General features: G+C 41.1%; 16 protein-coding genes. 5 read left to right on the top strand and 11 right to left on the bottom strand.

Annotated features, from left to right (window positions below; genetic code table 11):
• Nucleotides 1–19: 19 nt before the first annotated feature.
• The 4 genes from L3V43_RS16165 to L3V43_RS16180 all read right to left on the bottom strand — a co-directional run bounded on the left by L3V43_RS16165 (nucleotide 20) and on the right by L3V43_RS16180 (nucleotide 2118).
• Nucleotides 20–406, bottom strand: a complete 387-nt coding sequence (locus L3V43_RS16165) for a hypothetical protein (RefSeq protein ID WP_237117013.1) — start codon at nucleotides 404–406, stop codon at nucleotides 20–22.
• Between the two features lie 34 nt (nucleotides 407–440).
• Complete coding sequence (locus L3V43_RS16170; RefSeq protein WP_099031702.1) at nucleotides 441–1133, bottom strand: hypothetical protein; 693 nt, start codon at nucleotides 1131–1133, stop codon at nucleotides 441–443.
• A gap of 1 nt (nucleotide 1134) precedes the next feature.
• Nucleotides 1135–1668 (bottom strand): hypothetical protein, encoded by a 534-nt coding sequence (locus L3V43_RS16175; protein WP_237117012.1) that lies wholly within the window; start codon nucleotides 1666–1668, stop codon nucleotides 1135–1137.
• A gap of 141 nt (nucleotides 1669–1809) precedes the next feature.
• The gene (locus L3V43_RS16180; protein ID WP_266069827.1) at nucleotides 1810–2118 is read right to left on the bottom strand and encodes a helix-turn-helix transcriptional regulator; all 309 of its coding nucleotides are present in this window, start codon (nucleotides 2116–2118) and stop codon (nucleotides 1810–1812) included.
• 282 nt (nucleotides 2119–2400) lie between these two features.
• Here L3V43_RS16180 and L3V43_RS16185 point away from each other — a divergent pair, with 282 nt between their 5' ends.
• On the top strand, nucleotides 2401–2634 hold the full coding sequence (locus L3V43_RS16185) for a hypothetical protein (protein ID WP_010604282.1): 234 nt from the start codon (nucleotides 2401–2403) through the stop codon (nucleotides 2632–2634).
• 80 nt (nucleotides 2635–2714) lie between these two features.
• Here L3V43_RS16185 and L3V43_RS16190 read toward each other — a convergent pair whose 3' ends face one another.
• The 7 genes from L3V43_RS16190 to L3V43_RS16220 form a co-directional block, all read right to left on the bottom strand.
• On the bottom strand, nucleotides 2715–3584 hold the full coding sequence (locus L3V43_RS16190; RefSeq protein ID WP_235367905.1) for an MBL fold metallo-hydrolase: 870 nt from the start codon (nucleotides 3582–3584) through the stop codon (nucleotides 2715–2717).
• A 76-nt stretch (nucleotides 3585–3660) separates the two neighbouring features.
• Nucleotides 3661–4458: a transporter substrate-binding domain-containing protein gene (locus L3V43_RS16195; RefSeq protein WP_102058492.1), complete on the bottom strand. Its 798-nt coding sequence runs from the start codon at nucleotides 4456–4458 to the stop codon at nucleotides 3661–3663.
• 290 nt (nucleotides 4459–4748) lie between these two features.
• Nucleotides 4749–6917, bottom strand: a complete 2169-nt coding sequence (locus L3V43_RS16200) for a S9 family peptidase (RefSeq protein WP_235367904.1) — start codon at nucleotides 6915–6917, stop codon at nucleotides 4749–4751.
• A 129-nt stretch (nucleotides 6918–7046) separates the two neighbouring features.
• Nucleotides 7047–8999, bottom strand: coding sequence for a methyl-accepting chemotaxis protein (locus L3V43_RS16205; RefSeq protein WP_102058494.1), 1953 nt, complete (start codon nucleotides 8997–8999; stop codon nucleotides 7047–7049).
• A gap of 183 nt (nucleotides 9000–9182) precedes the next feature.
• Entirely contained in the window at nucleotides 9183–10511 is a 1329-nt protein-coding gene (locus tag L3V43_RS16210) for a sigma-54 dependent transcriptional regulator (protein ID WP_102058495.1), read from the bottom strand.
• Entirely contained in the window at nucleotides 10508–11044 is a 537-nt protein-coding gene (locus L3V43_RS16215) for a hypothetical protein (RefSeq protein WP_010604276.1), read from the bottom strand. Before L3V43_RS16215 ends, L3V43_RS16210 begins: the two co-directional genes overlap by 4 nt.
• Nucleotides 11041–12411, bottom strand: coding sequence for a sensor histidine kinase (locus L3V43_RS16220; RefSeq protein ID WP_010604275.1), 1371 nt, complete (start codon nucleotides 12409–12411; stop codon nucleotides 11041–11043). Before L3V43_RS16220 ends, L3V43_RS16215 begins: the two co-directional genes overlap by 4 nt.
• A gap of 373 nt (nucleotides 12412–12784) precedes the next feature.
• Between L3V43_RS16220 and L3V43_RS16225 the strand changes: the two genes are divergently transcribed.
• The 4 genes from L3V43_RS16225 to L3V43_RS16240 all read left to right on the top strand — a co-directional run.
• The gene (locus L3V43_RS16225; RefSeq protein ID WP_010369619.1) at nucleotides 12785–13006 is read left to right on the top strand and encodes an EF-hand domain-containing protein; all 222 of its coding nucleotides are present in this window, start codon (nucleotides 12785–12787) and stop codon (nucleotides 13004–13006) included.
• Between the two features lie 43 nt (nucleotides 13007–13049).
• Nucleotides 13050–13271, top strand: coding sequence for an EF-hand domain-containing protein (locus tag L3V43_RS16230; protein ID WP_235367902.1), 222 nt, complete (start codon nucleotides 13050–13052; stop codon nucleotides 13269–13271).
• A 65-nt stretch (nucleotides 13272–13336) separates the two neighbouring features.
• The gene (locus tag L3V43_RS16235) at nucleotides 13337–13558 is read left to right on the top strand and encodes a calmodulin (protein WP_102058496.1); all 222 of its coding nucleotides are present in this window, start codon (nucleotides 13337–13339) and stop codon (nucleotides 13556–13558) included.
• A gap of 57 nt (nucleotides 13559–13615) precedes the next feature.
• A partial coding sequence (locus L3V43_RS16240) for an EF-hand domain-containing protein (protein WP_237117011.1) occupies nucleotides 13616–13814 on the top strand: 199 nt, incomplete at its 3' end.

Genomic DNA, 13814 nt, shown 5'->3' on the forward strand with positions numbered 1-13814 from the left:
TAGTTTTTATATCATTCAGTCATAGTAAACGGAACTGAGCTAATAGTGTTTTAGTTTCTAAACTATCAAATTGCCCACCAATATGCAGTATGTGTTGGCTAGATTTGTTAAAGATAAAAAGCTCATCAAAACTACGAGTGTTGTTGGTCAGCGATACGGCCAGCCAGTCTCCAGTGTTAAATATGGCAATGTCGTTAGGTGATGGAAGCTCATGGACTTGATAGGCAATATTGTAATCAATGGCTGGCTTATCTTTGTTTTTCAATGCGATAAAATAAGACGCAAGATCAAGTTCATACTTGCTATGTAGACCACCGATAATATTCTCAGCCGTTTGTAACTGAAAAATGAGTTCGCCATGCTCCGTTGTAACGGTGAACGAGGGGTTTGGGCTTAACGCTGGCAATAGATGATAACTAGATACCTAACAACAAAAGCCATTACGGCTTTTGTTGTTGATCTGTTTTATGTATTACCTCATCGCTGTCATCTTCATCATCGTCTTCCTGTTCGGGCCGTTGATTTTCTACAAAAATGGTGGCGAGTAAGATAGTTACAACACAAGAAAGCAGAATACTTTTTGCGTAGGGGTAACTTTTGTAAACCCAATTCCAGCTCCAGAAGGGCTTAGCCGTTGCCTCTGAGACGCCAAAGATATAATCCATATTTCTCAGCAAGTGCTCACCTAAAACAAGTAAATCCACCACGATAAAAGCTAAGTAGACACCATATAAAAGGATATCTGCATGAGTGGTGTAAATGTATTGCCATTTCTTTGGTTGAAAACGTTTAACAAATTGAAGCGAAAATCGAACTCGGTATTTAAGAATGTAAAAAACGATAAGATCTAGAATGAGTTGCGCTCCAATTACAAGGGTATTAGTAATGTAAGGAGGTGTACCTTTTTCAGTTAATTCAACTGCAACGTTGTATGTTAGGTACTCAAGAAGAAGAGCTAGCGAAACTAATGCAATAAGATGCTTCATATTTTCTTGATGTTTAGCAAGGAAAGTTACTAGTAAAAGCGAAACTAGAACGATCGAGTGTATGTAGCCAAGAAGTTCGAGGTGCACAAACGAAAAGAATATGGTTGATACCAAACAAAACAGCAAGAAATAGTTAGAAGTAGTCATATTAACTCCCATTAGTAACCACAGCTTTCCGAAGACTATTTTGAGTAATTGAAGAGACGGTTTCACTCTCTGCTCTTGGATCCTTTATCAGTGCACCTGTACTTCCCCCTACAATTTTTACCAGTTGTGTGGCATTTAAAGTATGTTGAGTCAATGCTGGAGCTGTTTTGCCGCGGATTAATTCCCCGTTTTTGTCGACTCTGCGTGGATCATCATAGTGATGCCCACCAGAGCCACCACTAACCTTATGCAGCTCTTGTACATTAAGATCTACCGTTACCGTATTGTTAATCTGGTTACCTCGTGGATCTTTATAATGGTCTAAACCTGAACCACCCACTATTCGGTACAGTTGTGACCCCGCTATAGTATTACCGTTGCGATGGCACTGAGTTGCTACAGCGCTTTGTTTGTTACGACTAGCGTGATTAAGTAAGCGCACGCGAGTGCTTTGTTTAATTTTACTCACAAATTGTTTTATCGTGATAAAGCAAAAGGTTAGTATGCCTGCTGTCACATTTTTGAATAGCTGCATGTTGATTTCCCTTCAGGATTATTTTCGGTGTTTTGGTTAGCACTACTCTATCGCGAAACATCAAAAATGAGAATAACTTGTTGCTTATTTTGTAAACAAGTGAAACGAAAGATGTTGTATTAAAAGGTGGATGTTAACACACTAATCTTCCTGACCTTTTTGGTTTTTGCGCTTTTTTGTAGGAGAAGGGCTTTCTCGCCAGAGCTTTACGTCTTGCATCTTTGTGCGTAGGTCCATAAAGTAGTCTGTAATTGGATTAACATCCATACCACAGTATGTACTCCATTCTAAAAAGTACTCGAATGAAAATTTCCGAATACCTTTTTCATACTCTTCATAGGTTTGTCGCCGGATCCCTACTAAGTCAGCCATCTGCTGGGTGGTTTTATCAGCCGACATGCGCAGTCTTCGAAGATCATCACCTGTACACTTAAATCGGGTTCTGCCCACTCACTTAATCCTTTTTCACTCGGGCTCGCGGATATGCGAAAGTTAAATTTTAACGCTGTTACTGTTTCTATTTTGTAAAATTTGGATTGTAACCGCATGTACCAAATTTGCAAGCTTGTTTTGTTTTTATGTTGCTAAAATGATTTTATTAAAATGTAAGTTATTGAATTATGGTGTTTATTTAAATTTTTGTTGTGAATTTTTTTGTTCGACAGAATTTTCAGGCGAAGTTTTTGATAAGCTCAGCTTTATAGAATATCGGTTGGTGACAAGGATTATTATATGGATTACTTACGTCAGTATAACGATCTTAATATTTATTATGAGGCGTTAAAAAAAGCAAGTAAGCAAGGCTCAGATGTGCCAGAGTCCACGGCTAAATGGTTAGCGTTAGTGGAGACCACACTATTTGAGCTACAAGAGCTTGCCTATATGGAGAAAGCATATATGCAAAAGTCTAAAACAATGAGTAATTTAGTCGACCTTGTTTATGCCAGTGCACCAACGATGGAGTAGTGTTTTTAAGCTAAGTATTTTCGGTGGAGGGGATGTGCATTACTGGCATCCCCTTTTTTAAAATAGGTTAGCAGTTTATTTTACTGGGGGGATTTCAAACTGCGATAAAATAAAGTGGTAACGCGCTCTTCTGGTAGCCAATTAGCATAGTTAAGATTAAGTACTTGTAGCGGACGCGCGGCTACAACTTCTTCCAAGCTTGTATTATTTTTCATTGCATCTAGCATAATCGTTTTCGCTTTTTGTAATAGTGCCAGATAATCTTGTAAACTTTGTTTATCTGTTACAGGGCCATGGCCTGGTATGACGGTGGTCTTGTCGCCTATTTTCTCTATCACATCTTGTACTGCTGCAATTATCCCGTTTAAGGAGCCGCCGCTGTCGACATCGACAAAAGGTAAGCTGCCTAAATTAAAATAGATATCGCCCATATGTACGGCATTTGCTCGGTCAAAAAAGATCACTGCATCGCCATCGGTATGGGCGTGATGATAATGCCACAAGTGAGCATGCTCTTGGTTAAAGTGGAGCTTCATATCACTGCCAAACGTCAAGGTTGGCAAGTAGTCAGAACCGTCACCATGTTTTTGTTCTAACCGCTTATATACATTGTGATGCGCGATAACATGGCTGCCCGCTTGTGCGAAATTTTCGTTGCCTCCTGTATGGTCGCCATGATGATGGGTATTAATAACAAACTCAGGTGCATTGGGTTGGATTGTTTTGATTTTTGCTTTAATTTGTTCACTGAGTTTAGCGAACTGATCATCGACGATATAAACGCCATCTGAGCCCGAACTTATGGCAATATTACCGCCTTGCCCAAATAGCACATGAAGGCCCCTTGCAACCTCTTGCAACTTAAACTCAACGTCATCAGCTTGTGCGTTTGAAATGTTTATCAATCCAAGCGCGATCGCAGTGAATGAATTTCTTACTAATTTAATCATGATCCATCCTTTTTGTTCTATTTTTTGTTTATTTCTATAAAGCAGTGGCTTAAGGTGTTTTATCATACGTGCAGATTCATTCGTCTGCCGCTGCTGCGTTGTCTATTACCTGCCTCAATGCTGCATCCATCTTTAGGATAAAATCTTGTTTAAATGGATATTTTTCTTCAAACCCTTTTAAGTACCCAATGTGGGCAGTGCGACGCATTACTATTTTATCTTCAACAATATTACTGGTGTTTAAACTTGGTGTTATCTGCGACATTTTATTAATACCAAGTAAAGTGGAAAGCCGATCATTGACGTAACAATCAACGCGCCCACGTGCGAGCTTTTCGATATTTGAACGTGTGCTTTTGTTTTCCCAAAGTTGAATAAGTCCTTGTTTTTGCGCTTCCATTAGGCTTTCATCTAAGATGATATAACCGGCATTAATGCCAATATTAAGTACTCTTTCTGGTTTTACATGAGGCAAGTGCTTTAAGGTGATCCCTTGATTGCAAAAGGCAACCACCACCTCTTCTTGAAGGGGAATGGAATACGGCCAGATATAGGGGCGTTTTTTGATATGAATATAAGGTGGCATTAATGCCATTGCTTCGCCAGATGCCATCGAGGAAACGCCTCGCTTCCATGGTACCGCTTGCAAGTTAACTTGATATTCATGACTCAGCAAACGCGCTGCTTGCTTTACAATATCGACATAGATGCCGTAAAGCTCGCCGTTAATTTGATAACTATAAGGTGGATAAGCATCGTCGACCAAAATGGTTACCTTGATAGGTGCTGAGTATTCAGGTTTATGGGGAACGGCGTTAGATAAGAGCGGCAGAAAAATACAGCAGCAAATAAAAACCAAGCGAAATAAATTCATTTTTCACTTATGTACGTAGTAGTCATTTTTTAAATATAGCCAACAAATAGCGAGTTTGTTAGGTGAGGGTACTAAACTTGTGTTATGGAGAGCTTAGGCTATAAATTCACAGTATTTACGTATTTGATATGCTTCACCAATGCTTAGATTGAAGCACTTAGGTATTGATACTGCTAAAAGTATATTTAGATCTTTTTAGGACAGATGTGTACTAAAGAAAGTTAGTTGAATAGTTTGGCAAGAGGTAGTCAAAGGAGGCTAAAGCCTCCTTTGTTTAATGTGACCGATGACTACAGTTTATTTTCAGCGAGTGCGATAAAGAAACTATAACTTAATGCGACATCGTGGATACGCTTAAAGCGACCAGACGCACCACCGTGGCCGGCTTCCATATCAGTTTTTAGAAGCAGTAGATTATCATCTGTTTTGTATTCGCGTAGCTTAGCGACCCATTTCGCAGGCTCGAAGTACTGCACCTGAGAATCATGCAAACCCGTGGTTACAAGCAGGTTTGGATATGCTTGGGCTTTAACTTGATCGTAAGGTGAGTAAGACAGCATGTAATCAAAATACGTCTTCTCATTTGGGTTGCCCCATTCGTCGTACTCATTTGTGGTCAGCGGTAGCGTTTCGTCCAGCATGGTATTGATCACGTCAACAAATGGTACAGCTGCGTGTACACCATCGTATAGTTCCGGCGCTTGGTTAATGACTGCACCCATTAATAGGCCACCTGCGCTGCCACCTCTGGCATAAATACGTGAAGCATCCCCATACTTTTGCTCAACGAGTGCTTTTGTGACATCAACAAAGTCGTTAAAGGTGTTCTTTTTATTTAATTTTTTGCCGTTATCATACCAAGGACGGCCAAGCGTTTCTGAACCACGAATATGCGCAATAGCATAGACAAAACCACGATCTAAAAGGCTTAAACGGCTTATAGAGAAAGTTGGCTCAACATTAGAACCGTATGAACCATAACCGTATTGTAGTAGCGGGTTAGAACCATCTTGCTTAAACTTATCTTTACGATAAACAATTGAAACCGGTACTTTTATGCCGTCACGTGCGGTGATAAAAATACGTTCAGATTGGTAGTTTTCAGGTGCAAAGTCACCCAATACTTTGTCTTGCTTTAATAGTGTTTTGTCTAAACTAGCAAGGTCGACATCATACACAGAAGCCGGGGTCGTCATACTCTGATAACCAATTCTTACTGCGCCTGCGTCTAAATTTGCATTACCAGTTAAATACACTGCGTAAGCCGGGTCGTTAAAGGTTAAACGCTTGCTTTCGTTATTATCTAAATTTAATACGGTGATTTGGCTAAGGCCATTTTCACGCGTTTCGTAAACAAGGTGCTGATTAAATAGCTCAAAGCTATCTAGTTTTGCATCGGCATTGTGCGGTACAACGGTTTGCCATTTTGAAATATCACTTGCATCACTGGCTTTAACGCGCATCAGCTTAAAGTTCACGGCACCTTTGTTGGTGTGGATATAGTACCAGTCGCCAAGTTTAGCAATGCTATATTCATGACCACTTTCTCTTGGAATAAAGCGCTCAGGAGTTGCTTTTGCATTATCTGCGTCTAGTAAAGAAACACCTGATGCCTCGGTGCTGGAATGGTGAATGTATATTTTGCTCTTGTCTTTACTCTTTGAGATATAGGTGTAATAGCTGTTATCTTTTTCTTCGTAAATCAGTTCATCTGTGCTTTGCGCTGTGCCTAGAGTATGACGGAATACTTGATAACCGAGCAAAGTAACCGGATCTTTTTTGATGTAATAGATGGTCTTGTTATCGTTCGCCCAAACGATAGGGCCTGACGCACCTTCGATTGTATCGTCCAGTAACTTACCTGTTGTTAAATCTTTGATTCGGATAGTATAAATTCGACGACTTACTGTATCTTCAGCAAAAGCTAATAGATTTTCGTTGGTTGAAACGGAAATACCACCAACACCGTAGTAGTTTTGACCTTCAGCGCGGATATTCGCATCAAAGATAGCTTCCGCATTTTTACCATCTTTGTGTTCACTGCGGTAATAAGTGAAGTATTCTTTGTCACCCTCAGTGGCACTAAAATAATAATAACTGCCGTTTAGTACCGGCACGCTGCGGTCATCTTTAACCACTTTGTTCTTTATTTCTTCAAATAAGGTTTGTTGTAGTTGCTCTGTGTTTACGAGCTTGCTGTCGGTATAGGCATTTTCTTTGGTTAAGTGTGACAGCACCTTTTCATTGCTTCTAGTATCGTCACGTAGCCAGTGATAATTATCGACAAGTTCTTGACCGTGAATGGTCGTCTTGTGTGGGATCTTTTCTGCAACTGGCGCCACAACGGCTGCGGACTGTTCTGCTTTAACGTCAGATGTTGCGTTTTGAGATGGCGCTTCTTGACAACCAAGTACAGCAACCAAAGATGCTGCTACTAATGTAAATTTAAATTTCTTCATTTTTATTCTTCTGTAATAAATCAATCCATCCATCGAGTCTATCTAGTTCTTATTATAAGGACAACTAATTGAGACGATATTTTATAACAATTGTAGAGACTGGGTTTAGCCATTCGAAACGTAAGCGACTTAATTAATATCAAAGCGGCCAACCAAACGCTCTAAGTCTTTGGCTAAGCTAACTAATTGGTCAGCACCTGCGTTTAATGCTGCCGTTTCTTCTCCGACTTGTCGTACGGAAACATCCACCGAGTCAATCAAACGTCTAGTGTGGCCTGCATTTTCTCCTTGTAATGAGGCTTGTGACGCTATATTTGAAACCGAAGTTTTAATTCTTGACACTGCCTGAGCGATATCAGTAAACGCTTGCTGAGCGCTTTGTGATTGTTTGATAGCCGTCTCAGACTCGCCTACGCTCGACGTCATTTGGGCCGATACCGTCCTCGTTTGTGCGATGAGGTTAGTTAACACTTGCTCTATTTCCTGTGTGGCGTCATGTGAGCGCTGCGCAAGCGTTCTTACCTCATCAGCAACCACTGCAAAGCCCCGACCTTGTTCACCTGCACGGGCAGCCTCAATCGCTGCATTTAATGCCAAAAGATTAGTTTGCTCTGCGATAGAACGGATCACCCCTAAAATATTAGTGATATCTTGGCTTTCACTTTCGAGTTGGTTCATGGCGCTGGCGGACTCAGCCAACGAATGATTAAGCCTCGCAACCTGCGATACGGTACTTTCTATTGTGCTGTTACCACGCTGAGCGTGATCGTCCGCAGTGACGACATCCTCTAAAGTATGACTGCAGCTTTCACTAATTTCGGTGGCAAGCTGCTCCACGGTTTCGGTAGTCGTAGTCGCGCTGGCGGAGTCTTCGGCCTGCGTATGGCATTGATTACGGATGTCGTTGATACTTTTTTGTGATCCTAACGCAGCATCATTCAATGTCGAGGCATTGCTTTGAATATCTTTTACGAGCGAGTTAATTGAGTCCAAAAATTTATTGAACCACGCGGCCAGCTCCCCAATTTCATCATGGGTAACGACTTTTAAACGTTTAGAAAGATTGCCTTCACCTTGTGCTATCTCTTTTAAGCCTTCAGACACCATTTCAATAGGTTCAACTATCTTATTGGCAAGCGTTATTGCAATGATAATAAACAGAATTACCATGATGAACGCGATAATAGTGATACTAATCGTCATATCGTAAGCTGAAGCCAAGATTTCATCTTCATCAATCACCGCGATAAATTGCCAGCCAAGAGTGTCGGAGCGATAAATCTTAGCGTCATAGGTTTTGTTATCAGTTTCAATGGTAAGGTAGGGTTCGTTTGTGGCGTTTCGTATAGCCTCGTAGAGTGGGCTAGTGAGATCTTTAATGTGTTTAAAGTTGTTATTTTTATTTTTAGGATCGGCAAGTACAGTGCCGTCGGCATCAAGGAGGATTAAATACCCAGACTCCCCAAGACGAATATTGCTAACAATATCGGTCAGTGTAGCGAGTGTTACATCTAATGATTGCACGCCAATCACTTTGCCATCATGCTTTATACCTGTGGCAACCGAGACCATGGCTTGCCCCGTTACCCCTTGATAAGGCTCGGTAAGGATAACTTTGCTTGGATCTTTTGAAGCATTTTGATACCAAGGGCGTTTTCTTGGATCGTAATCGCCAAGGGGCTCTGCAGGATACTGAATAAAACCACCGGATCCAGTGCCAAGATACACAAACAGTAATTCTTCATGGGTTTGCCCAAATGCGCGGTAAAGCTCAAAAATATTGGCTTCTGTTTGACCGTTTTGTAGCGGGGTCATGGGCTTCTCTGCACCAAAATAAGTAGTGGTATCTTGGCTTACTTGCTGCACGGCCTTAGACTCGGCGAGGAAGCGCGCATTTTTCTTCATCTGCTCAAAAAACAGTACAAAAGACTGTTCGGCTTGCCGTATCTCATTGCCGGATGCATCAAGAAATTTATCGAGAGAGTCACTTTTGGTCTGAGAAATGCTGACCACAGAAATCGCTAAAATAGGAATGATCACAGTGAGAACAAAGCTAATAATGAGCTTTTTGCGCATTTTCATACAGACAACCCTTAAATATCCGAGTGTTTTTATTATGCTCCTAGGAGGAGCGCATATTCTCAGGGCAAAATCTGAGCCACGGGTGTGGCTCGTTCAAATCCGTATTATAAACACTTTGCAGTGGTAAATTTGACCAATCAACGCGCTTCAGAAATTAAAACTAATTTTACCCCTCTAATAGGTTTAGCATTGGATCTCATGTTTTTTAAGTAATTTGTAAAAATCAGAGCGATTACGTTGCGCAAGTTTTGCAGCTTCCGATACATTCCCTTCGCAAAGCGCCAGTACTTTTTGGATGTAGTCATACTCAAATTGGCGTTTTGCTTCATTTAATCCCGTAAACGCATTCTGCTCTTTATCCTTAGGCAGGGCTTTTTGTACGATATCTTCAGTGATCATTTTACCCGGAGTAATAGCAACACAGTGCTCTACGATATTATGGAGCTGACGGATGTTACCCGGCCAATGATAATTCAACAAATGCGTAATACTTTGCTGGTTAAATTGCTTTTCGCCATCGCTAAGTGCACTTAGGAAGCGTGATGCAAGTAGTGGAATATCTTCCAATCGCTCTCTTAGACTTGGTATTTCAACAGATACCACGTTTAAGCGATAGTATAAATCTTCACGAAATTGCTTTTCCGCAACGGCGCTTTGAATGTTCTTGTGGCTTGCAGAGACAAAACGAACATTGACCTTATGCTCGGTTTGGCCGCCCACAGGACGAACGGTTCGTTCTTGTAAAACACGCAGTAGCTTAACTTGCAAATCAAGCGGCATATCACCAATTTCGTCGAGGAATAGGGTGCCACCATCTGCTGCTTGTACTAAGCCTTCTTTGTCGCTCACCGCGCCGGTAAACGCGCCTTTTTTATGGCCGAATAGTTCAGACTCCAACAGGTGAGCGGGCATTGCGCCACAGTTAATTGCAATAAATGGGCCTTGCGCTTGGTTACTGGCCAAATGGATTGCTTTTGCTGTCACTTCTTTACCGGTACCGCTCTCGCCTTGGATAAGAATGTTTGCGTTGCTGCTGGCAAGCGCCTGAATTTGCTGTACCAATTGACGCATTGCGGCACTTTGGAATAACAATCCATGGAAGTTATTTGGATCTGAGGTTTGTGCGGTTCTTACTTTTCCTGCAAGCGCCTCATTGATGACATCGAGCATTTGCTGAGAGTCAATGGGTTTGGTTAAAAAGCTCACAAAGCCTTGCTGCATGGCGTCAACAGCGTCAGGAATCGAGCCGTGAGCGGTCATCATGACAACGGGCATGCCGGTATAATACTTCTTTATTTGCTCATTAAGTTCAAAGCCATTCATGTGCGCCATTTTCAAGTCGGTGATGACCAAGTCGATAGGCATTTGCTTGAGGATATTTAACGCTTGCGTACCGCGATGAGCTACTTCAACGTCGTAGCCGTGGCTTTCTAAACGCATCGCCAGTAGCTCGGTTAAAGATGTATCGTCATCCACTAAAAGTAACTTTGCGCCCTGTTGTGTTTGACTCATAGTGAATCCTCCTCAAGTGATGGGTTTTCAGAAAGATCGGTTTCTAAACGTTGTTTTTCTATGTCGGCAAGCTTTTGTTTCAGCTCGGCAAGCTGCTTTTGGGTTTGTAACAATTGCTCTTGGTGCTGTTGCGCCTTATTGTCAGAGTAATAATTACTGATTTTTTGCTCACGAAGGCTTTGGGTATGCCAAGCTAACGACTCAAACCAAATGTTGTAATCTTCTGGCCAGTAATCTTGTAGTTTTACTTCTTCAATGGCTTTAAGTTGCTTGGTTGTTGAGTCTGTACCGCAATAGGTGTGAATAAAGCCTTGTAAGTGCAGCGCACCTTTATAGTAATCGTTAAATGTCACGTTATGTTTTTTAGCGCACTGGCTGACTAAGGCTTTGATCACCTCAGCTAAAGGCACAAACTTAGCGCTGGTTTCTGTTTTTACAGGACCAATAAACTGCTTTGTCTGTTCGACCTTTTGCTCTGTTGTGGCACAACCACTGAGCAAAAATAGCGTGATACTTAATGCGATGTATTTCATTTTGGATCCCTTTTTGGAAAGGCGACTTGAATACTGGCGCCAGATTCTACTGATAGCCATTTCACATCGCCTTTTAATTGCTTCACACACTCAGAGACAATGGCTAAACCTAAGCCACTACCATTATTATTTTTATTTTTCTCACCACGAACAAACGGTTGGAATAATGAATCGGCCTCATTGACGTCGATGCCATCACCATCGTCACGGACTATCAGCAATACATCACCATTTCGCTCTTCAATTGAAATAGTGACATTGCTTTTAGCATGATCGATGGCATTGCTCACTAACTGAGTTAACACTAATTTGCACGGAAGATAAGGCACTTTTAGCTCATCATGATTTTGCCAGTTCACTATCACATCAGTCTTTCCTAGCTTATCGCTAAGATGCTTAGAGACTTCCTCTTGGATAAGATTCATTTCGGCGTCGTGATGTAGGCTATCGGGGTGACTGGCTGCACTATAGCTGAGCAAATCATCGATCAATGAGCCAAGCTTTGCAACAGAGTTTTCCATAATGATGAGAATACGTTGTTGTTTTGGATTAACATCTCCAAGCAATCCACTATTTAATAAGCTGCTTCCTTCGTTTAGCGATGCTAAAGGGGTTTTAAGCTCATGAGTAACATGGCGCAAGAAGGTTTCTTTTTGTTGTTGAATACGCTTAAGTTCGAGCCTTAACCAATTTAGCCTGTCACCCAATTGCTGCAATTCATGACTGCCAGAGAGTTCAACCGACTTATCAAAATTACCTTTACCTACCTCAGATACCGCAGATTCTACCTGATTAAGTTGCTGACAAATCCGGTTGATCAAAAAGATGCTGATCACGATAAGGGTGGGTAGCAAGATAACGAGACCAAACATAAACCATGTTTGCAGCTGCACGAAATGGGATTCTTGATCTGATAAGCGCTTATTAAGTGTTTGTTGAAAGCTTTCCTCGAATTGATTAAGCACCTTAACCAATTGTTGGAACTCTTCAGCTTTTGAAGTGGCATTGATTTCATCTGGCGCGAATTGTCGCCATTTAGCAACAAACAGCGAGTCGGGTAGATTTATTTTTAATAATTGAATGCGTTTTTTGGTATTTTGCCACTTCTGCTCGATGCTTTCTTGCAGTGTTTCACTTTGCAGCAGCTGATTATTTTGCAGTGCTTTTTCAAGCGCACTGATATCTGCTTTCACAAAATTGTATTCAAGAATAAGTTTTTGATTTTTATTATAAATATCCTGTGTTTTTTGTTGGTTTTTGGACAGTGCCTGGGCGTACCACAAAGTCAATGTGAGTATTGGAAGCACACCAATAAACATGGCAATAAGTGCCTGTTTTTGTAATGACTGAGAAAAAATTTTTTTCACGATGCTAAATCCTTAAAAAGGGTGCACAAATTTCAATCAAATGGTGTTGCGAGATTTGCAAAATTTTCTACCCAAAAATTTACCTGTTGCAAAGCTGCGACAATCTAACTTTAAGAAAAATAAAGACTTTTTATTTTTCGCTTTTTTAACTGTTGCCATTTAGCAACAGCCAGCCTTAATCCAACCTTAATCTTTTTAAGTGATTTAACTTAACTCATTGATAAACGGTATTTTTTCAATGTTGGCATCAAAGTTGGAATAGTTATCTTGAAAGCGAAAAACGAAACGCAAAAACAAATGCAAAATCAGTTTTAGCTTTAACAGCAAAATGTTTAACACAGAATTTAGTTTTTAATCTTACGAGGAAAGCACGATGAAAAATTTAGCAATCGCAGTATCAGCAGCAGTAATGACTTTGGCATCAGTAGGTGCACACGCAAACACGGATTTCGACAAATTAGACATGAATGGTGACGGTTACATCTCTATTGAAGAAGCAAAAGCAGATGAAGGCCTTCTTGCTCAATTCAACGAGCTAGACGCTGACCAAGACGGTCAACTAAGCCAAGCAGAATTTGATAACTACGAAGGTTAATTCGCCCAGTTATCACATCACTTTAATCGTTTAGGAGAAGATCATGAAAAATTTACTAGCAGCACTTTCAATTACAGGTATGACATTAGTTTCAGCATCGGCAATGGCGATGGATGACTTCGAAAAGTACGACACAGATGGCAGCGGCACGATCAGCATGAGTGAGGCGCAGGTTAACCCTAAGTTAGCTGAGCAATTCAAGACACTTGATGTTGACGGTAATAGCGAGCTAAGCGAGTCAGAGTACGAGCACTTTGAAGGCTAATTTGAAAGTTTGGTATCGGTGAGTCTTCGGACTCTCCGCCAAGACTAAATTTTAAGGAGAATATGATGAAAAATCTACTAGTAGCAGTTTCCCTTGCGGGTCTATCAATGGCCTCAGTTAATGCGATAGCTGGTGACGACTTTGCCAAATACGATGCCGATGGTAGTGGCACAATCAGCATGAGCGAAGCGAAAGTAAATCCCAATCTTGTTGAGCAATTTACTCAGCTAGACGGTAACGCTGACGGCGAGTTAAGTGAATCAGAATTCGCAAATTTTGAAGGCTAATCAATAGCCCTCCAATTTTATAAAACGAACAGTATTTAAATTTTTGAGGAATAAATGATGAAAAACATACTAATTGCACTTTCAATCACAGGTTTATCTTTTGCTTCTGTTAATGCAATGGCGGGTGAAGACTTCGCAGCGCTAGATACAGATCAAAGCGGCACAATCAGCATGAGTGAAGCACAAGCGCATACAGCACTTGCAGAGCAATTTAAAGCGCTAGACGCTGATGCAAATGGCGAGCTAAGCGAAACAG

It is taken from the genome of Pseudoalteromonas sp. L23 (assembly GCF_021728455.1).
Taxonomy (GTDB): Bacteria; Pseudomonadota; Gammaproteobacteria; order Enterobacterales; family Alteromonadaceae; genus Pseudoalteromonas.